A 20,042-nucleotide genomic window follows, 5' to 3' on the forward strand; every position below is an offset into this window, starting at 1 on the left:
TTTAAAGAACATGCGTAACAGCAAAGCGCTGGCACACTAACATAATTCGAGTGGAAGATAATTTTCAATTAGCGAATAGAACTACTAATTGAAAATTAGCAACAATCTGTTAGATTGCTAGAAACTGTTTTTACGCAGAAGAGAGTGATAGACAGAGAAACCTGGAAAACATAAACGCTGATGAATATCCACAGCTCGGTTCACTAACCATTTAGAGCGGCTTGACCAAGGTTTATATCATGCCCGACCACAACAAGAGCCATGAATTACTTGAATAGAATCGGGTGAGATCGCATCGTTGAACAATCAATTTAATTCGCACTATAAAAATTGGTATAGGGGCGAGCCGGCCTCATCCCTATACCAGAAGTTCAAGATAATCGAAATGTCAAACTAACACTACTTGAGATACTCCCCCAGCTCTTCCTCCCAGTCGGGCATGTGGAAGCCGACCGACTCGAGTCTGGACAGGTCGAGCGCGGAGTGGACCGGGCGCGGTGCGATTGGGCCGGCGGCGCCGGCGTAGTAGTCGGCGGTGCTGACCGGCACGACCTTCTCGCCGTTGCCGTTGGCGGCCTCGAAGACGGCGCGGGCGATGTCCGCCCAGGACTTGACGGCGCCGGAGCCGGTGCAGTCGTAGGTGCCGTAGGGGGCGTGCGTCCCCAGCACGTGGAAGATGGCCTCCGCCATGTCGCGCGTGAAGGTCAGGCGTCCCAGTTGGTCGTCCACGACCGTGACCTGCGTGAGCTTATCCTCCGGATCGGCGACGCGGTCGGACAGCCCCTTCATGGTCTTCACGAAGTTGTGGCCCTCGCCGATGACCCAGCTGGAGCGCATGATGTAGTGGCGCGGGCACCCTGCCACGGCGATGTCGCCGGCAGCCTTGGTCTGGCCGTAGACGGAGAGCGGGCTGAGGGGCTCCTCCTCGGTATGGACCTCGGCCGTGCCGTCGAAGACGTAGTCGCTGGACACGTGGACCAGGGTGATGTCGTGCCCGGCGCAGGTGCGAGCGAGCAGCGCCGGGCCGGTCGCGTTGGCCTTCCAGGCGGCGACACGCCCCTCGGGGGTCTCGGCCCTGTCCACGGCGGTGTAGGCGCCGCAGTTGATCACGGTGCCGTAGAGCGACCAGTCGTATTCGGAATAGGCCTCCGGGTCGGACATGTCGAAGGTGTCGATGTCGCAGAAGTCGAAGTCCTTGGCGACGCCGCGCTCCTCGGCGAGCTCTCTTACCGCATGCCCCAGCTGGCCGTTGCAGCCGGTGACGAGGGTGCGCTTCGGCGCCATGGGGACGACGTCGGCGAGCATCGGGTGGTTGAGGTCGGCCTCGGAGACGGTGGCCTGGTCGAGCGGGATCGGCCACTCGATGGCGAGCTCGGGGTCGGCGAGGTTCACGAACGTGTAGGTCTTCTTCAGCTCCAGCGACCAGTGGGCGTCCACCAGGTAGGTGTAGGCGGTGCCGTCCTCGAGCGCCTGGAAGGAGTTGCCCACGCCGCGTGGGACGTAGATGGCCCTAGACGGGTCCAGGGTGCAGGTGAACACCTTGCCGAAGGTCTCGCTGCCCTCGCGAAGGTCGACCCAGGCGCCGAAGACCGAGCCGCGCGCCACGGAGATGAACTTGTCCCAGGGCTCGGCGTGGATGCCGCGGGTGACGCCGCGGCTGTCGTTGTAGGAGATATTGTTCTGGACGACCTTGAGGTCGGGGATGCCCAGCGCGGTCATCTTGGCGCGCTGCCAGTTCTCCTTGAACCAGCCGCGCGAGTCGCCGTGGACGGCGAGGTCGACGACCTTCAGGCCCCCGATGCCGGTCTCGTTGACGGCGAGGTCCTTCTCGAATGCGATGTCTGCCATGTCTCTCCCCTCCTACTGGCCCTGCGCGCGGTACCTGGCCTCGGTGGCCTCCTTGGCCGGGCGCCACCAGGACTCGTTGGCGACGTACCAGTCGATGGTGGCCCTCAGGCCCTCGGCGAAGTCGGTGTGGGCCGGCCTCCAGCCGAGCTCGCGCTGGAGCTTCGTGCTGTCGATGGCGTAGCGGCGGTCGTGGCCGGGGCGGTCGGCGACCCAGTCGAAGTCCTCGGGGTCGCGGCCCATGGCCTCGAGGATCATGCGCAGGACGGTGATGTTGTTCTTCTCGCCGTCGGCGCCGATGAGGTAGGTCTCCCCCATGCGGCCCTTGGTCAGGATGTCCCAGACGGCCGAGGAGTGGTCCTCGGTGTGGATCCAGTCGCGGACGTTCTCGCCGCGGCCGTAGAGCTTGGGGCGGACGCCGTCGACGATGTTGGTGATCTGCCTGGGGATGAACTTCTCCACGTGCTGGTAGGGGCCGTAGTTGTTGGAGCAGTTGGAGATCGTGGCGCGCAGGCCGTAGGTGCGGGTCCATGCGCGCACGAGCATGTCGGAGCTCGCCTTGGTCGAGCTGTACGGCGAGGACGGGTGGTAGGGCGTCTCCTCGGTGAACTTCGCCGGGTCGTCGAGCGCCAGGTCGCCGTAGACCTCGTCGGTGGAGACGTGGTGGTAGCGGATGCCGTACTTGCGGACGGCCTCCAGCAGGCGGAAGGTGCCCTCGACGTTGGTGCGGAGGAACGGCTCCGGGTCGGCGATGGAGTTGTCGTTGTGGCTCTCGGCGGCGTAGTGCACGATGGCGTCGTGGCCCGGGACGAGCTCATCGAGCAGCCCGGCATCGCAGATGTCGCCCACGACGAGCTCCACGCGGTCCGCCGGCAGCCCCGCGATGTTCTCGGGGTTGCCGGCGTAGGTCAGCTTGTCCAGGACGGTGACGTGGACGCCCGGGTGGTTGTCCACGACGTAGTGGACGAAGTTGCTGCCGATGAAGCCGCAGCCGCCCGTGACGATGATGTTCCTGGGGGAGAAGGTCTCCTCTGCCATATGTATGTCTCCTCAGTTCCTAGTACTCGCGCGGGCTGTTCACGATCTCGCCGGCGGCGACCTTCTTGAGGTGCCGGCCGTAGACCGACTTGCCGTAGGCCTTCGCGGCCTCCTCCAGCCCGGCGGTCGTGATCCAGCCGTTCTCCCAGGCGATCTCCTCGGGCACGGACACCGGCAGGTCCTGGGAGTGCTCCACGGCGCGGACGAACTCCGCGGCCTCGTGCAGGCTCTCCATGGTGCCGGTGTCCAGCCACGCGTAGCCGCGGCCGAGGGTGACGACCGACAGCGTCCCCTCCTCCAGGTACATCTGGTTGAGCGTGGTGATCTCCAGCTCGCCGCGGGCCGAGGGCCTGACCTCGTGGGCCTTGGCGGCCACGTCGCCCGGGTAGAAGTACAGGCCGGTGACGGCGTAGGAGCTCTTGGGGCGCTCGGGCTTCTCCTCGATGGAGACGGCCCTGCCCTCGCCGTCGAACTCCACGACGCCGAAGCGCTCGGGGTCGTCCACGTGGTAGCCGAAGACCGTGGCGCGGCCCGACTCTGCGTTCTGGACGGCGCGCGTCAGGTGGCGCGACAGGCCGTTGCCGTAGAAGATGTTGTCGCCGAGCACCAGGGCGCACGGCTCGCCGGCGATGAAGTCCTCGCCGATGGTGAAGGCCTGGGCCAGGCCGTCGGGGCTCGGCTGCTCGGCGTAGGAGAGGTTCACGCCGTAGCGCGAGCCGTCCCCGAGCAGGCGCTCGAAGTTGGGGAGGTCGGTCGGCGTGGAGATGACCAGGATGTCCCGGATGCCCGCCAGCATGAGGGTGGACAGCGGGTAGTAGATCATGGGCTTGTCGTAGACCGGCAGCAGCTGCTTGGAGGTCACGAGCGTGAGCGGATACAGGCGGGTGCCGGACCCGCCGGCGAGGATAATGCCTTTCATATAAATACCTCCGCTGGAACAATTTTATAAAGTATTACTATTTTGGCCTTTCGAGTATAAAACATTGATTAGACGCGCGATCTTATCTGGCCAAAACTTTCGAAGCATCAAATAATCTTCTGTAGTGCGCGTATTATCTTTAATAAGTGCAGACGTTTCAGATCCAGAATGTATTCTATGCCTTGTGAGCTTTTCTGAACAATAGCAGAAGTCTCCATCCAGTTGAGATATTTGTTCCCATGCTTCCCAATCCAAATTCGATTTAAAGCCTTCCTTAAAAATCGGAGTTTTTAAATTGGGCAGGACTAAGGTCACCGATGGACAACAGATTGATGACCCAAAAGAAAGAGAAAGGCGTTTTACGAACTTTTTTGAAGATAATTGTTTACTTTTCAGGGGAAACAATAAAATCCTTTTTATGTTTAGGAGCAAACTCGAAGAACAGACCGAGCCATCGCGAAGCTCCTCATAATCCGTAAAAAAAATCAAAGGTTTGCGGCTCTGGTTCACTCGCTCGAGCATACTTTCGACATATGAGCAAGAGTAAACATCGTCTTGATGCGCAATAGTAATTAGCTCAGTTGGACAATGATTGACAGCGCAATTCCAGTCATGAGCTATACCCGCAGCACCTTCATTGATAAATAAAGGCAAACCGTAACGATCGGCAACCGAAGCGATTAGATCGTTAGGAGTGCTTGTCGAGATAATGACATTAGATTGTATGGATTGATTTAAAAGTGATTCAACGCAGTCAATCAAATAAGGCGATTTTCCATACGCGCAAACAACAAAGGTATGATTGTATTTGCTATACAATTCCGCTCCCTGAAAGTCTAACAACTGTAAAATATTCTAGAACAACTATACAAGTGTTATTGGAGATAACTAGATGAATCTCGTTTATACGATTGATAACAATTTTGTTCCTCAATTGGCCGCGAATATTCAATCGGTAAAACAAAACAACCCTAATATCCAATTGAATTTCTATATATTATCGATGGGTTTAAGTAAAGCAAATGTTGACTATTTAACAGATTTTTTCTCAGATAAGCTATGCGATGTAATCATCATTGACATCAGCGATTTTAAAGACAGGATTGCATTTGAATTCGACACAACGGGATGGAATGAGATTGTCCTTGCACGACTCCTGCTAGACAATTATCTTCCAAATGAAATTGAAAGGGTCATATACTTAGATGCTGACACAATTTGCAGGTCATCTTTAAGGGAGTTCTGGCAAGCTGACCTAGATGGAAAGACTATCGCCATGGCGCCGGAGCCCACAGCAGACAGAAATAGAAGAACAAGCCTCGGCATTGCCTCCTATCCATACTGCAATGCCGGTGTCGTTCTCTTTAATTTGAAAAAATGGAGGGATAACGACATTGAGAAAGGAATACTGAATTTCTGCAAACAGAATAAAGATAAGTTGTTCGCAAACGATCAGGATGCCTTAAACGTCTATCTCAAGGACGACATCAAAGTGATGTCAATTTCTTACAATTATTCAAATATTTTCGATTACTATCCTTTTGAATATTTAAATAAACTTATGCCAAACTTCTGCAACAAAATAGAATTCGAACATGCCAGAGCGAATCCGGCTATTGTTCATTTTCTCGGAGAAGATCGTCCTTGGCGAGCTGGAAACACCCATCGATTCTCTTCAGACTATTTCTATTATCTTAGACAAACCCCTTGGTCTAAAGCTCCAATCGAATATGGCTGGGAGCATTACTACAAGGCATGGCGTTTGTTCAATACAATTACTTCGCCCTTTCCTTCCGCGAGATACAAAGCCATCACCTCGTTTATTCCTTTTTTCATGAAAGTTCGAGCAAAGAAAAGGAGGCAAGATGAATCCCGATAAGAACAAGGCTTGCGTCATTTTGCCAACTTATAACGGAGCTAAGTTTATCAATGAGACTCTAGCCTCGATTAGCAATCAGTCCTACAACAATATAGATGTATTTATCAGAGATGACGGATCCACGGATAGCACCGTTGAATTGATTAAGTCTTTTATTAAAGACAAAAATAACTTCACATTACTAGAAAGCAACAATCAAAATCTCGGAGTTCCCGGCAGCTTCTATGAGATTTTGCGGAGGATTCCGTCTACTTATGGCTATTATTTCTATGCTGATCAGGACGATTACTGGGAGAAACAAAAAATAGAGTATGCAATCAAGTTATTAAATGAACAGCACAATAATATTCCTAAGGTGTACTTCTCTTCTTTTGAGTATTGCGACTCCAATTTAAATCACATCCGCTATTCTTCCGACCAAACTAAGAACTGCGATTTTTATCACAGTTTGTTTTACACACTTGGACTTGGTTTCACTATTGCATTTAACCGTGAAGCATTTATCCAGTTTATTAAAAATGTTAATCCAGGCGACGAAATGCACGACAGATGGATAATTCGCTGTGCCTGCGCACTAGGCCAACTGGTTTACGATAAAAGACCTACAGCAAAGCATATCAGGCATGACGCAGCGGTAACCGCTTCTGATAACCACATGATTGATTTATTCAAATATTTTATTAAAGAAGAGCTGTTTGGCACAAAGGCACAAAGTGAGGCAGAAAAACTTTCACATTTTAAGTATTGTTTTATCGATAAATTAACTAGCGATGAACTGGAAGCGCTAAACCTGTTCACTGAAGCAAAAGGCATACCCAGCCAGCTCAAAAAAGCGTTGTTTCCACATCGACTAAGACCAACATATATAAGTGAAATTTGCCTCAGGTTCCTATTTTTGATTGGAAAAATTTAAGTTGCAAATACAAAATCCTCCCCAAGTTCAGATCGTAATGGCCGTTTATAACGGATCTCTCTATTTGAAAGAACAAATAGAATCGATTATCAACCAGGATTATAAAAACTGGCAACTACTCATTTCAGATGATAATTCAAATGATGACAGCGTAGAAATCATTAATCGCTACGCTGCAAAAGATAATAGAATCAAGGTTGTATTAAAAGATTCAGCCTTCGGTAATGCAGGCACACATTTCTTATCGCTATTAAAGATAACTACCAGCAAATACGTCATGTGTTCCGATCAAGATGACGTCTGGGATTCAAATAAAATAACCACATGCCTCAGCGCTATGATACAGGAAGAGGCGATGTCCCCTGATACCCCGATCCTCATTCATACTGATTTAAGAGTAGTTGACAGTAAATTAAATCGCATTGCCGATTCTTTCTATAAGTATTCAGGTATTAATCCAAACACCTCAACCTTCGAATTTCATATTGCAACGGCAAATGTTACTGGATGCACTATGCTAATTAATGACAGTCTAAGAGACCTGATCAAATTAACGAATGATGATCGCTACATTTGCATGCATGATTGGTGGTGTTCGTTAATCGCATCGGCATTTGGACGTATCGGCTTCATAGACAATCAAACAATTTGTTATCGTCAACACGAAAACAATACTCTTGGTGCACAAGAAAAATCTTTATGGAATTCTATACATCAGATTAAAAAGCTTAAAGCCGATACGATTAAAACTATTGAGCAGGCTGAGTCTTTCAAAGAAGTTTATGGCTCCATGTTAAGTAAAAAACAAATAACTCATCTCGATAGCTACATTCAATTAAAAAGCTGCAACACCATTCAAGTACCAATTAATTTAAATAAGGCAAGGGTATGGAGACACAACCTGCGTGGTAATCTTGGGCTCTTAGTGACCTTTATCTTAATATCAGTAACTGGTTCTGAAATAGATTCATAACGATTCAAAAATTGAGCAATTATTTAGTTTTTAACCAATCAGGAGTATAGGGCATATTATATTTCCCCTGCTTAATATGCCTCAATACTTTTAATGCGCTAGGCTCCTCCGTATTGATCATGGGAAACGTTTTGACGGTATTCTGATTTTTAATTAGCCAGACATTCAATAAAATCTCTGAGACATACCCAAAAATACGTTTTTGTGACTTTGAATAATCACTAAGATCAACAATATCCTCGAATTCAAAGAGAATCTTAAATAGCCATTCGCAGTACGAGTCAAATAGTTGCTTAGAACAAATCAACATATTGCAATAATAAGCTGATCCTGAATTTAGAACAGCATCATATGTTTCAACATACTCCTTCGATATATTAGATATCGTGTCTCGCAAAACACCTAAATCAGTCTCATGACCGACACTAAGTGCATAATTTGAAAATACAGTTCTATTTTTCCAAATATACTGCTCAGGCAAAACGAAATCGCAACAACTTAGCGCAGAGAGAACATCATCTTCCTTTAAAAAATACTTATAGCTATTCGAAAATCGATTAGTCGATAAGTACCTACGGTAATGTTCAATGCCGATAAAACCATCAGAAACTATATTCTTCCATAACCAATATACGGCAGTTAATTCACAGAATGTACTGTTTTTTGCAGAGATGTTGTCACCGCTGTTATCCCTAATTATTGGAGCATCGTTCCAAAAAAGCTCATTTCCAAAACCAACCTGAATAGGGCAATAGAGCGGATTGCAGGGAAACTCTGCCTGTTTATGCGTTACGACATAGATTTTATTGTTCACGAACATCCCCTATAACAAGAAAACGGACTGTTTTATAGTACAGAACACTAAAGGATAAATAAATGAAAGCGCCGAAGAGTATCAGACTGAATAAATAGACCCACGAATAACCCAAATACGTAATGAATACAGGAGAAATAATTGCAACCAAAAAGAGCATTAATAAACCGATAATCACATAGGGAAGCGCACATACAACCATACGGCATAAATTAAGCTGCTTTTTTACGTAACAACCCTGAACAAACAAGACGGTTAGTTCCGTGAGAACAGTGGCGATTCCAGCACCAATGGAGCCATAAGGTTTTAATAACAAACAACACAGTAATATATTTGCAATTGCTCCGAAAACAACAGACTTAGTATATTGTTTATCCATGTTCTTAGGCAACATATATTGAACACCCAGGACATTGCTTGCAGCAATGATTGGAATCATAATTGCTACGATAGGAAGAACAATGAAACACTTTCCAAAGCCTGGCCCAAAATAGATATCAGCAATCGGCTTGGCAACCGCAACAATCCCAAAAGCAAGTCCAAGAGAAATAAACTGCATTATTTCAAAGGAGCTCTGGAGAAGAGATTCAGACTCTTTCCCATTACTTGAGCAACTCATAGATTCAGTCATATGAGGAAGCATCACGGTACCCAAAGCAGTAACAACTGCCAAGGGCATTCTTGCCACTTTGTCGCTGTATTCAAACAGTCCAGCCTCATTCATACCAGAAACCAAACCTAAAAGAATCTTATCAAAAGACGAATAGAGCGATATAGCGATTACAGGTGCAAACAACCTGAGATTCGGAACAAAATGTCGCTTAATCTCTGCCCAGGGACAGCTAATGAAATCGACATATCGATTTAAAAATGGGAACAGCATGAGGGCATTCAAGAAAAAGGGGAGCGAAATCCCCAAAACGTATGCCCACAAATCGTCAGAAGTTCTACAAAATACAAAAATGATACAGGTACCGACTAATTTCGTGATAACACTTCTGACGGTTGGAACAGCGAACTCCTCAACCCCGAAATACAGCCAAGAAATATCAAGGGAGCTTGACGCCACCCAAAATAGCCATAAAAATGAGCTGACAATATAGTCTCTATTGCTGAAAGCAATTATATAAACTATATATACGCATACAATCGGAAGAGAGACTAAGACTTGCGCGGCCCAAGCGGAGCAAAATACTTTGGATCTCCGCTCTCTGTTATTACCACATTTAGCAATCTCTCGAACTCCATATTGAGCCATTCCAAGCGTGGCAAACAATACAAAGTAGTTTGCTATCGAGTATGTATATGAATAAACTCCAACACCGTCCGTTCCAAGCACACGCGACACATAAGGAATGGTAAGTAAGGGAATTAGTAAAGATAAAACCTGATACGTGGTATTCCACACCATATTTTTTACTAATTTACTGCGAGATGACACTCCGAAACTCCAATTAATACCTAGCCAATATAACAAGACAGCTCTCTCGCAATTAAAGTTATATGCTCACCATAACCTTTACCAGGAACAGCCCATTTCCCATTCAGCTGTGTTAAATATTGAGCTGAACCCCTTTTAACCATAGAAAATCTTGGATCGACGCAATCCCCAAGAAGTGGATCCGTTGATGCATACGCTTTTAGATGCTGGGTCTGGGCTCGTAAACCAATACCCACCGAATCAAAAGAAGCACCAGCTACACCGCTTCCAGTTGATCCCAAGCCTCCAAAATTACACTGCCCCGCGGAAACACTGCCTCCAAATCGAAGCCACCCAGTCTCAATCATAACTTGCGCAAAAAGCACTTCAGGACGAACTCCCTCAAAAGATGCTTCGGCTATCAAGGTTTTACAAAATTCATTAATGGTGCCGGCGCCCTTATCTTTATAAATATCAGAAGGGTAAACACCCATGCCAACCTTAGACAGATAATAACTTGCCATTTGATCATATTTTACAAAAGAGACTCCCATAATCAGCTCGTCATTTGAAAAGGGAGCGCCGGAACGGCCTTCATGAAATCCGAAAGTAAGGTAATGCAAATAATACAAATCGAGTCGATTTCCATAAGCAATTTGTAAATCAATATATCGATTTTTATAGCTCTGGACGTCGAACGCCTCGTTGCCGCGGCGGCCCTCGGCCATGCCGCAGCTGACGAAGTGGCCGATGACGCCCGTGTCATCGAGGAGGACGAGCGACCCGACCGACCTCGAATAGAAGGACCTGACGTCAGCGTTGTGCTCGAGATAGTAATCCGGGTCGTAGACGGCAGAGTAGTCCGTGCCGCCGAGGGACGTCCGCATGCCCTTGATCGACGCGCAGCCGGAGGGGTGGCGGCCCTCCCCCTTGCCGAAGGTCGCGTAGTGCTCGTAGAACCTGACGATGTCGGTGCCGAAGGCGGCCCTCAGGTCGGGGTACTCGTTGTAGTAGCTCTGGACGTCGAACGCCTCGTTGCCGCGGCGGCCCTCGGCCATGCCGCAGCTGACGAAGTGGCCGATGACGCCCGTGTCATCGAGGAGGACGAGCGACCCGACCGACCTCGAATAGAAGGACCTGACGTCAGCGTTGTGCTCGAGATAGTAATCCGGGTCGTAGACGGCAGAGTAGTCCGTGCCGCCGAGGGACGTCCGCATGCCCTTGATCGACGCGCAGCCGGAGGGGTGGCGGCCCTCCCCCTTGCCGAAGGTCGCGTAGTGCTCGTAGAACCTGACGATGTCGGTGCCGAAGGCGGCCCTCAGGTCGGGGTACTCGTTGTAGTAGCTCTGGACGTCGAACGCCTCGTTGCCGCGGCGGCCCTCGGCCATGCCGCAGCTGACGAAGTGGCCGATGACGCCCGTGTCATCGAGGAGGACGAGCGACCCGACCGACCTCGAATAGAAGGACCTGACGTCAGCGTTGTGCTCGAGATAGTAATCCGGGTCGTAGACGGCAGAGTAGTCCGTGCCGCCGAGGGACGTCCGCATGCCCTTGATCGACGCGCAGCCGGAGGGGTGGCGGCCCTCCCCCTTGCCGAAGGTCGCGTAGTGCTCGTAGAACCTGACGATGTCGGTGCCGAAGGCGGCCCTCAGGTCGGGGTACTCGTTGTAGTAGCTCTGGACGTCGAACGCCTCGTTGCCGCGGCGGCCCTCGGCCATGCCGCAGCTGACGAAGTGTTGGAGGGCCTTGTCCTTATCGTTGTTGGCCCATTTAGCAACATCAGGATTATTCTTCAAGTAATAGTCCGCATCAAATACAGCGGAGTAATCCATCCAACTAGAGCGCGGGAATTGAGCGATGATCGCGTCGGCATCCGCTTCACCCAGACGCTTGCAGCCGGCATCGCTAAAGTAATTCCAAACATCACCCGAATTAGAAATAAAGCCATGCTCAATCAAAATACCGGGGATTCCCTGCTCGCGAGCACAACGAATAACTGCGAACTCATCACCGAGCTTCATTTGAAACACTCCGCGATAGCTAAGGCCAAGAGCATGTAAGTTATTCATTACTTTCTGAGCAAGTTCAACGGATGCCTGGGTATAACCAGAACCGTTTGCCGTGGGGGCATACACCTCAGCTCCGTGCGCACCGGATCCACCTGAGTTGATATGAAAACTAACAAATGCCTGAGCGCCCTGGCTCACACAGCGCTGAACACGGTACAGGAAGTCGTTGCCACTATATGAGCCATATTGATCGCGTGACATAACCACTTTAAAGCCGTACCGCTCAAGCTTAGCCTTACAAGCGACCGCGATCTTCCAAGTTAAGTCGGCCTCACTCTTACCATTGCCCTGCGCACCAGGATCCATACCGCCGTGCCCGGGATCAAGAGCAATCACATAAGCACCGTTGACGCCGGTACTTGCAAGAGATAACGATTGCTCCCCATTTGCAGCAACAAGTGCATCACTAATTGAGGCAGCCTGAATCGCGTTACCAGAATCGTCTGAATAATATACGAACGCATCGGAACCGCCTTCAACAAGGCCGTCATCCACAACAGCATTAGCATCGACGTCGAAAGCATATCCGCACTGCATCAAATCGATATCGTGCTCTGTGGCATCGCCTTGCAGATGATAGGAAATCGAAATCAAATCATATCCGCACTCGGCATAATCCTTACCGAACTTGAAAGCGGCTGTATTGGCATTAACTGCTGAAGATTTAACGAGGAAGGTGTGGCCAGTCGTCGACTCAAGTTTGAGCGTTGCGTCAACAATGACATCAGAATCATTTGGAGTAGCAAAAGCAATCACCTGATCAACGCCGACCGGCAGTTGAGGGTAAGCGATATAGAGATACTGATACGAGTCTGTCGAAACGTGGCCGCCCCTATCCGATGCAACGGAAGAACCAATTTCTTCTTCTGCAAGATTGTCAAACTCGTCCCAGCTCCCAACTGAGACAGAGGAGTCGGAGGCGCCAGCTGAGCCCGCATTGTTCGCGGAATCCGCAACGTCAGCAGACGGATCCTGTTGCGCAAGCTCCTCATTGATTGCATAGGCAGTAGTAACCGGCCCAATCATTGGATCAAGTCCAATAAATAACACCGCAACGAATGCCGCGAGTAGCTGCAGATGACGTTTCATTCCAACCCCCATCAGAAATAAGTGATGTTTTCGAAATTATAAGGCAGGTGGAACCCAAGATAATCCGTGCATCAAGTTCCTATCCAATGATGACTGGGCAAAGCAGCGGAACACAGCAGCTCAACAACTAGCAGTCCATGACTCACTATCTAAAAAATGATTATTCGAAAGGCTACTGTAACTTATGTCCTCGCAAGTAATTAACATAGAATTTGCAAGAAAAGATGATAACGAATGACATAACAATCGAACGGAGAGCCCATGAGCACCCAGTCTACTGCAAAAGCACTACCCGGAAAAACTGACCGAAGCAGATACCGTCCTGTCCATGGGACTGAACTACACAAGGGGTTCTATTGCGATAACAATAATTATGCGAATCTCAAAGAGATTGACTTCGATGGTCACCTGGCTCAAATTGACGACGATGAGGAACACCTAACATCAGCGGGCTGTCTTCTCGAAGGGTCATGTCAGGCATTTGCCATGCAAGTCGAAGAAATTCTCGGATACGAGGCATTCATCATCAAAGAATGCAACGGAAAGGGTCACCATGTATTTTGCCAAGCTACCTTGGATGGCAAAATTGCGTTAATTGACGCCCGAGGAGTAACAACAAGTTTCGACGAATTCATGGAGGTGGCCGGGGAGTTTGTCAAAGGACCTTTTGTCATAAGGCGCATAAATGAAAAAGACATTGCCGGATGGCAAAGTTCGAGCGACAATTCGCACGAAGAGCACCTCGCACTTGCCGAAGCGGTAATCAAAGCAAACATTGAGTGTTACAAAATTGATTGATTTGCACGCATAATAACCCACGCAATAAAAGCGAGCACATATAGGCGCTCAAAACCGCTCCACAAGGAGACATGTCTAGGATTGTGGCGGGAATGCTCGGGTACCACCCGAGAGGGCAAGCCTTGCAGCAATTACTTGGAACGGTCATCCCCGCTTGCGCCCACCGCGATATGGGAAATCATGGTCATAATCCATCCTTTCGTTGGCTGCTCAAGTAGAAGTGCCAATACTGATAAGGTTGGTTCAACCATTCCAAGCAATGCGCTTACAAGCTTGATTAATTATAATCAGAAATCGATTAACGGACTTCTCTCCAGGAACCAATTATTTACTTACTATTATTAATTTCAATATCGTCAAGAGATTCGTGAGCAGCAACGGCTAAACCCCGAAAGGCTAATCTGAGTCAAATTTAGAGACAAGCTTTCTAGCCACGAAAAGCTTGGCTCCCAAATACTCGTCCTTCATATCCGTTTGGCTTTCAAATTTCTTAAGGATTTTCAGACAAATCATCTTCTTAGCGCTGCGATTGTCCTCAATCCGCCTACGCTTGATTGTGCTGGCCACAACCTTTTCAATTGTCCTCATGGACTCAAAGCGATCAGCACAAAGGTTGGTGTGGGAATTATTGAGACCAAGCGTTATCTGAATATCGTGCTGAACGGATTCATCTTTAGCATCAATACGCCCGTCGCGGTGGTAATAAATAGTTTCAAGTGTATGGCGCCTGGTCGGATCAACCGTCATTGATGCATTGCCACGTTGCTTGTCGCACGTCTTCCCACCCCTGCCGTCGCAGACAGCGACCATATTACGATATGAAAGGCTCAGCTCTCCATCTGCCGCAGAATCAGTAGGGTGCTGAGGGATTAGATGCTCGATCGTAGCCGGATGCCCATCCGTACCGATCCTGCACATACAGTAGGCGCAAAGATGCCCCTGTTCGGCAAGCAACGCCTCAAGAAGCTTGCGCTTTGACTCCCCTCGAAGTGATTCGTAACAAAAAGTTGCATCCGGAGTATTGCGGATGATCCTCTTCGCCTCAGCAAGTGCCGCAGGCTCGCATCCCTTTACGATTGGAATCACGACAGCAGCTCCTCAAGTTCAAGGGTTGTCCTTGCTGCAACCACATCCGGGTCGTCCGCCCCAACGAATGCCTCAAGTTTCTCGAGCTCTACCCTAGCGTCGGCGTGGCGCCCCTCGTCTACGGCACGGTTAAATGCATCGAACAACTGGACCGCTTCCTCGGGACGCGAGGAAGCATCTAAAACAGTGTTGAGAATGTCTCCCGCATCACGTCCGCGTGTCTCCGTCGCAGGAACCGACACGGCCTCGCCGTCAAGGACGCGAATGTTGCCGCGAGGCACTGATGCCACAACGACCGGTGAATGCGTGGTCACGATAAACTGCACGTTGGGGAAGATGCGAACGAGGTCCTCCAGAATTCGTGCCTGCCAACGAGGGTGCAAATGAAGATCGATCTCGTCAATCATTACCACGCCCGGCGTCTCGAGCACACGATCTCCTAGTGCGGGATTCAGCATCGCCATGCGATATGCGATGTCCGCAAATAGGCTCAACGTGCCACGATATCCGTCGCTCATTGAATGAATCCTATCGCGATGGTAACTACCATCGGCAGTGCTATATGTAAACACCAGCTGGCCGAGTTCGGCATCAAAATCGACCATCGCATCCACGGTAGAAGCAGCGGCATCAAAACATGAGGCCAGTGCCTTTTTAACCGCAGAGAACAGTGCGCTGTCACGCCTATTCTGCCACTCCCAAATGGATTGAGATTTAAACCATGCATTCATACGTGCATCGTTCGAAGATGCCTGTAGGGCACCTTCGTACCCACGCGTCCTGTTGGGCAACGATTGGTCTTTAGGTTCAGTCCGCATCCACAATCGATCGGTCCTATAACGAGCAAGAATGGGAAGGACAACCGTCTCGCCACTGCGGACAAGTTTTTGCAGCCGAGCGCCGGCATCCACCACAGCCGCAGCATCTGCAATAGTAGTGCGGCCCTTGGCAGTATTAAGCGAACGCGACCAGTGCACGTTCTTGCCAAGAACAATTCCGTCAGCACCTATCGTCACCGGGTACCGCGACTGAACGTCAAACATGTCTCCTTGCTTAATAACGGCACCGCGGGCATCGTCAGGCGTAATGCCAGGTGCTTTCGCATTCTCAATCTTTTGGAATAAAGTGCCCAGAGCAATGCTTGCGGCATCAATAAGAGTACTTTTTCCCACACCGTTATCGCCAACCAAAACCGTTAGTTGACGCTCAAAACTAACTGAGATGGATTCAAACTTGCGAAAGTTGCAAACTTCGAGCTTGTTAATCAAGTAGCTATTATTAGCAAACCCCACAACAGTCTCCTCAAATTGCATATCAACAGGAAAATCGATACGTTTATTACCTTATAAAGAATTCTATTCCGATGCAATCAAATCAAGTTGGACGAATATCCCGCTAAGACGTAACGCAGCCGTTAGAGCTCTTTCAAGAAATCATCATGCATTGATTAGCAACCCTTACCGTTGCCTTCACCCAAATGCAACTAAAACCGTTGCAAACGCAATTAGGTATAATTCTTCCAAATCGCCTAGAGAAAGTGTTTGAATGCTGACCGTAATCGTGCCTACTTACAATGCCGAGCCGTATCTTTCTCAGGCTATAGGCAGCCTATTAAACGAAAACAAAATCAACCTGGAGATCCTCGCCATCAACGACGGATCCACCGACAACTCGCTCGCCGTTATGCAAGATTTCGCTGCGCGCGACTCACGCGTTCGAGTGATCGATAAGGCAAACCAGGGTTACGGCGCAACCTGCAATCTGGGCATTCGCGAGGCAAAGGGCGACTGGATTGCCATCCTCGAGCCCGATGACTGGATCGAGCCCGGAATGTACTCCGACATGCTTGCCTTTGCCAAGCGCGAATTTGGCGATCCGAACAAGCTCGATATTATTGAGACCCCGTATTGGATCATTCGCAACCCCGATACCCCCCAAGAGGTCAAACTTCACTGCGCATATCGCGGTCGCATTAAACCGCCTCGGCAACCGTTCACCATTCACGACGCTCCACACCTGCTGGCCCATCATCCGTCCATTTGGTCGGCAATCTATCGTCGCGACTTCCTGTTGCAAAACAATATCTGGTTTAAGGAAATCCCCGGTGCGGGCTGGGCCGATAATCCATTCCTTGTCGAAACGCTCTGCCAGGCAAAGGCGATCGCTTACTGGCCCAAGCCGTATTACTGCTACCGCGAGGAAACACCCGAAAAGGCAGCCACTCTGGCCAAGCGCGACCCCTTGATGCCGTTTAATCGCTGGAACGACATGGTCGATATTCTTGAGCGGCTCAACGTCACCGACCCCGCCGTTTGGACACCGCAAATCACACGCGGCTTCACCTATATGGGCATCATGATCGAGCACACCGGAATTGAGGGGCACCCCGAAATCGAGCGGGCGATCCACAGGATGTTCGAACGCATGCCGCAAGAGCTGGTATTTGCCAATCCTCGCGTTACTCCCGCGGCCAAAAAGCTCTATGCCGAGTATATGGGCATCGCCGACCCTAAAATCAGCTACTGCGCATACGCCAAGGACCTCGTGGGCGAGGGCTTGTATAACGTATGGAACAAGGGCCCCAAGCAGACTCTAAAAATGATCACATCGCACTTTGGTTCATACAACGCGCGCGCTGGAAAATAGTCTGATGGGCAGAAAGGCAAGCAGAAATACCTCCATCGAAGCGCTGCGCTTATTCGCGGTCGCCGGGATTGCCATATTCCACACGTTTCAGTGGACCTTCCAGGCGACCTGCGTCGGCTTGCCGGATTACGCGACTCTCGCCCTCTTCCCTTACTCCGGCGCGCTCGGCTTTATCAACCTGCTGGGCTGTTGGGCCAACGAGGTCTTCTTTATGATCTCGGGCTACTTCCTTATCCCTTCGGCGGTTCGTTCCCTCCAAAACGGTTCATCCGCGCTGGACCTCGCTAGTAAATCGTTTACGCGGTTAAAGAAGATCGTCTTGCCCACGCTCTTTTATTGCGCCACCTGCCTTTTTGTTTCGATGTACGTGTATCCCCTACCAGAAATCTCGCTGCATGAGATTGGCTGGCTCACGTTGGGCATCGAGTTTATCTGGGTCTACGCGGCATCAGTATTGCTCGTCCCAGTGATTGCGTTGATGCGGCAGCGAATCGGCAGCAAAAGAGCCCCGTTTGTCGTAGCACTTCTTGTGCTCGCAACATTTGGAATCAACTGCTACATCGCGGCGACGGCAAACGAAGCGGCCGGTATCATTTTGTGGCGCAAACTCATGAGCGCCGTTACCTACCTGGTCGCGTTTATTGCAGCTGGAGAAATGCGCTTTGTCCTCGAATGCCACGGCAACGCATCCGGCGCTCAAAAATCCAAGATCGTACTCATCGGACTCGTTGCCGCCACCATCGCGCTCGAGCTTCTGCTATCGGCAAACAGCCAGTACAACACGCTCTGGAAGCTCTCCTACAAGTCCACTTCCGTCATATCCTTTATCTTGGCCGCCGCATCCGTTGCCGCCGCAGCACTCCATCAGCCGCGCCACAAAGTCACTGCTGCAGACGAGACAATCATATCTCTCGCCGCAGGAACGCTCGCTTTCTACGCCGTGCAGTCGTTTACCTGCAACGTCTGGCGACCCATCTTCGACAATGCAATCTACACCATGGCAACAGGCATCCAAACGGGAACGCCCCGTCCAGCCGCCGCCATTTTGCTCGGAATCCTTATGAGCCTTTGCCTCGCGCTTTCCCTGCTCCTCGTGGACATCGTGCGCAGGGCCGTAGTCGAGGCCATCAAGGCCCGTATGAACGGCTAAGCGACCTTCTGACTCCTCAGACCACGAAGCGCGCTTACACCCGAAACAAATAAAATCGCAAAGACAATCGCCCAATTCTTGCAGCCAAATACCGGAATATGAACGATCGCATGGTCATGCATAACAACGAAATAACCCAGAACAACAACCAAGGGCAGCGCCATGAGCAGCGACTGGATCAACACCTTTCGACGACGACCGCCTTGTGCGCCGCCCCGTATCGAGCAAACGAGCACGGCAATCCAAATCGCCAATACGGCAGCAAGCGAAACAAGGCAAACGACGTTCGAGATCATCGCATAACCGGCAGTTGAGCAAATGGCGAACAGCTGCGGGCTCATGCAATAAAACTCCTTCAAAATCTGAGGCCAGTCAGCCTGGGGCAACAGTGACGAAGTCCCATGCGCAGACCAAAGGCCCATCTCGCCCAGAACGTTCGAAAAGACCTCGTCCCAGCCCAGCACAAATACCGCGACAACCCATTTCATCGCCCAGGTAAACACAAACGAAAGCCCAAACCCAAAGAGCGCCTGCAGCATCGTGACGACGCAACGCTTGGGGCGCTCACCCTTGGGGAGCGCAATGAAGGCGAAAAAGCAATGCAGGGCGACAACTGCGGCAGGAATCGTTAAAAAGTCAAGAAACGAAAACACGGCGCCCGTCGCTATCGACCAAAGGACAAGGCGGCTTGTGAAAACCCGTGCGTTCGGGGCCGAGCCCAAACGAAGGCTCATGCAAGACATCATGATGAGCGCCACAAAGAACGAGATGCACAGCAGCAGATCACCGATAAAATTGAAAAACAGATTGGTCGAGAACAGCAGGATTGCAAGGAAACCCAACGTCACTGGCTTTGAAAACCGCTTCCGCAAGGCAACGTAAGCGCAAGCGGAGCCGACAATCGCCAGAGCGGCCGCAGGCACCACGACAACGTCGATACCGCCAATAAACAGGCAGGCATTCGTAAGTAGCTGCCATCCATGCCAATACCGGTAGTACTGCTGATGCGTAATCCCACCGGCTTTCGTAACGTCATCAATCTCGGCAACAGTCATCGTCTTAAACGGAGAACCTTGGTCCTTTTGCTGTGCGACTTCAATGATAAAGCGATTGTTATCAAAGCAAACAGGACCAGCTGCAACACGGTGGTCGTAGACATACATGTCAGACAACAGGGCAGAGGACTCCGAACCCTGCACATGCGACTCGATGACGGGCCTCGGCAGACAATTTGCCGCGGTATTGCTCAGGACAAATGCGGCCTGAAGAACCAAAAACAGCAACATGACCTTGACGGGAAGGCTATCGGCAAAGGAAGCTAAACGAGTTTTATTCACAGGGCATCCAAACACAAAGATCGCGTCCACAGGAATCGGCTCCTATGTAATACCACAATGCGCGGT

16 protein-coding genes are annotated in these 20,042 nt (G+C 50.3%); 6 read left to right on the forward strand and 10 right to left on the reverse strand.

Annotated elements, in window-relative coordinates:
* Positions 1-399 precede the first annotated feature (399 nt).
* The 4 genes from OGM60_06145 to OGM60_06160 are packed head-to-tail and all read right to left on the reverse strand — an operon-like array spanning position 400 to position 4,621.
* Positions 400-1,848, reverse strand: coding sequence for a sugar nucleotide-binding protein (locus OGM60_06145; GenBank protein ID UYI98477.1), 1,449 nt, complete (start codon positions 1,846-1,848; stop codon positions 400-402).
* Positions 1,849-1,860: 12 nt separating this feature from the next.
* Positions 1,861-2,883 (reverse strand): dTDP-glucose 4,6-dehydratase, encoded by a 1,023-nt coding sequence (gene rfbB, locus OGM60_06150; GenBank protein UYI98478.1) that lies wholly within the window; start codon positions 2,881-2,883, stop codon positions 1,861-1,863.
* A gap of 19 nt (positions 2,884-2,902) precedes the next feature.
* The gene (rfbA, locus tag OGM60_06155) at positions 2,903-3,802 is read right to left on the reverse strand and encodes a glucose-1-phosphate thymidylyltransferase RfbA (GenBank protein UYI98479.1); all 900 of its coding nucleotides are present in this window, start codon (positions 3,800-3,802) and stop codon (positions 2,903-2,905) included.
* A gap of 24 nt (positions 3,803-3,826) precedes the next feature.
* Positions 3,827-4,621 (reverse strand): glycosyltransferase family 2 protein, encoded by a 795-nt coding sequence (locus tag OGM60_06160; GenBank protein ID UYI98480.1) that lies wholly within the window; start codon positions 4,619-4,621, stop codon positions 3,827-3,829.
* A 73-nt stretch (positions 4,622-4,694) separates the two neighbouring features.
* Here OGM60_06160 and OGM60_06165 point away from each other — a divergent pair, with 73 nt between their 5' ends.
* The 3 genes from OGM60_06165 to OGM60_06175 are packed head-to-tail and all read left to right on the forward strand — an operon-like array spanning position 4,695 to position 7,567.
* Positions 4,695-5,681 (forward strand): glycosyltransferase family 8 protein, encoded by a 987-nt coding sequence (locus OGM60_06165; protein ID UYI98481.1) that lies wholly within the window; start codon positions 4,695-4,697, stop codon positions 5,679-5,681.
* Positions 5,668-6,594 (forward strand): glycosyltransferase, encoded by a 927-nt coding sequence (locus OGM60_06170; protein ID UYI98482.1) that lies wholly within the window; start codon positions 5,668-5,670, stop codon positions 6,592-6,594. The genes OGM60_06165 and OGM60_06170 overlap by 14 nt, the downstream gene beginning before the upstream one ends.
* 1 nt (position 6,595) lies before the next feature.
* Positions 6,596-7,567 carry a glycosyltransferase family 2 protein gene (locus tag OGM60_06175; GenBank protein ID UYJ00168.1) on the forward strand — a complete coding sequence of 324 codons (972 nt, stop codon included), beginning with the start codon at positions 6,596-6,598 and terminating at the stop codon, positions 7,565-7,567.
* 19 nt (positions 7,568-7,586) lie between these two features.
* Here OGM60_06175 and OGM60_06180 read toward each other — a convergent pair whose 3' ends face one another.
* Genes OGM60_06180 through OGM60_06190 form a run of 3 tightly spaced genes read right to left on the reverse strand, consistent with a single transcriptional unit; the run spans position 7,587 to position 12,959 of the window.
* Positions 7,587-8,381 (reverse strand): DUF4422 domain-containing protein, encoded by a 795-nt coding sequence (locus tag OGM60_06180; GenBank protein ID UYI98483.1) that lies wholly within the window; start codon positions 8,379-8,381, stop codon positions 7,587-7,589.
* Entirely contained in the window at positions 8,371-9,822 is a 1,452-nt protein-coding gene (locus OGM60_06185) for a flippase (GenBank protein ID UYI98484.1), read from the reverse strand. The genes OGM60_06180 and OGM60_06185 overlap by 11 nt, the downstream gene beginning before the upstream one ends.
* A gap of 20 nt (positions 9,823-9,842) precedes the next feature.
* The gene (locus OGM60_06190) at positions 9,843-12,959 is read right to left on the reverse strand and encodes an N-acetylmuramoyl-L-alanine amidase (GenBank protein UYI98485.1); all 3,117 of its coding nucleotides are present in this window, start codon (positions 12,957-12,959) and stop codon (positions 9,843-9,845) included.
* 261 nt (positions 12,960-13,220) lie between these two features.
* On the opposite strand from OGM60_06190, the gene OGM60_06195 reads away from it, so the two are divergent.
* The gene (locus OGM60_06195) at positions 13,221-13,757 is read left to right on the forward strand and encodes a hypothetical protein (protein UYI98486.1); all 537 of its coding nucleotides are present in this window, start codon (positions 13,221-13,223) and stop codon (positions 13,755-13,757) included.
* 396 nt (positions 13,758-14,153) lie between these two features.
* Here OGM60_06195 and OGM60_06200 read toward each other — a convergent pair whose 3' ends face one another.
* Together OGM60_06200 and OGM60_06205 are read right to left on the reverse strand one after the other, a co-directional pair.
* Entirely contained in the window at positions 14,154-14,843 is a 690-nt protein-coding gene (locus OGM60_06200; GenBank protein ID UYI98487.1) for a hypothetical protein, read from the reverse strand.
* The gene (locus OGM60_06205; GenBank protein ID UYI98488.1) at positions 14,840-16,135 is read right to left on the reverse strand and encodes an AAA family ATPase; all 1,296 of its coding nucleotides are present in this window, start codon (positions 16,133-16,135) and stop codon (positions 14,840-14,842) included. Before OGM60_06205 ends, OGM60_06200 begins: the two co-directional genes overlap by 4 nt.
* Before the next feature lie 253 nt (positions 16,136-16,388).
* Here OGM60_06205 and OGM60_06210 point away from each other — a divergent pair, with 253 nt between their 5' ends.
* A complete protein-coding gene (locus OGM60_06210; GenBank protein ID UYI98489.1) occupies positions 16,389-17,489 on the forward strand; it encodes a glycosyltransferase in 1,101 nt (366 codons plus the stop codon).
* A gap of 4 nt (positions 17,490-17,493) precedes the next feature.
* On the forward strand, positions 17,494-18,639 hold the full coding sequence (locus OGM60_06215) for an acyltransferase (protein ID UYI98490.1): 1,146 nt from the start codon (positions 17,494-17,496) through the stop codon (positions 18,637-18,639).
* Here the strand turns inward: OGM60_06215 and OGM60_06220 are convergent.
* A complete protein-coding gene (locus OGM60_06220; protein UYI98491.1) occupies positions 18,636-19,976 on the reverse strand; it encodes a hypothetical protein in 1,341 nt (446 codons plus the stop codon). The two genes, OGM60_06215 and OGM60_06220, sit on opposite strands and share 4 nt — an antisense overlap.
* Positions 19,977-20,042 lie beyond the last annotated feature (66 nt).

This window comes from Coriobacteriaceae bacterium, assembly GCA_025757745.1.
Taxonomy (GTDB): Bacteria; Actinomycetota; Coriobacteriia; order Coriobacteriales; family Coriobacteriaceae; genus Collinsella.

What these genes read in the sequence shown, in the direction of transcription:
- OGM60_06170 (UYI98482.1), top strand. Translation starts at nt 5,668, where the DNA reads ATGAATCCCGATAAGAACAAGGCTTGCGTCATTTTGCCAACTTATAAC.
- rfbA (UYI98479.1), bottom strand. Translation starts at nt 3,802, where the DNA reads ATGAAAGGCATTATCCTCGCCGGCGGGTCCGGCACCCGCCTGTATCCG.
- OGM60_06190 (UYI98485.1), bottom strand. Translation starts at nt 12,959, where the DNA reads ATGAAACGTCATCTGCAGCTACTCGCGGCATTCGTTGCGGTGTTATTT.
- OGM60_06210 (UYI98489.1), top strand. Translation starts at nt 16,389, where the DNA reads ATGCTGACCGTAATCGTGCCTACTTACAATGCCGAGCCGTATCTTTCT.
- OGM60_06195 (UYI98486.1), top strand. Translation starts at nt 13,221, where the DNA reads ATGAGCACCCAGTCTACTGCAAAAGCACTACCCGGAAAAACTGACCGA.
- OGM60_06165 (UYI98481.1), top strand. Translation starts at nt 4,695, where the DNA reads ATGAATCTCGTTTATACGATTGATAACAATTTTGTTCCTCAATTGGCC.
- rfbB (UYI98478.1), bottom strand. Translation starts at nt 2,883, where the DNA reads ATGGCAGAGGAGACCTTCTCCCCCAGGAACATCATCGTCACGGGCGGC.
- OGM60_06145 (UYI98477.1), bottom strand. Translation starts at nt 1,848, where the DNA reads ATGGCAGACATCGCATTCGAGAAGGACCTCGCCGTCAACGAGACCGGC.
- OGM60_06215 (UYI98490.1), top strand. Translation starts at nt 17,494, where the DNA reads ATGGGCAGAAAGGCAAGCAGAAATACCTCCATCGAAGCGCTGCGCTTA.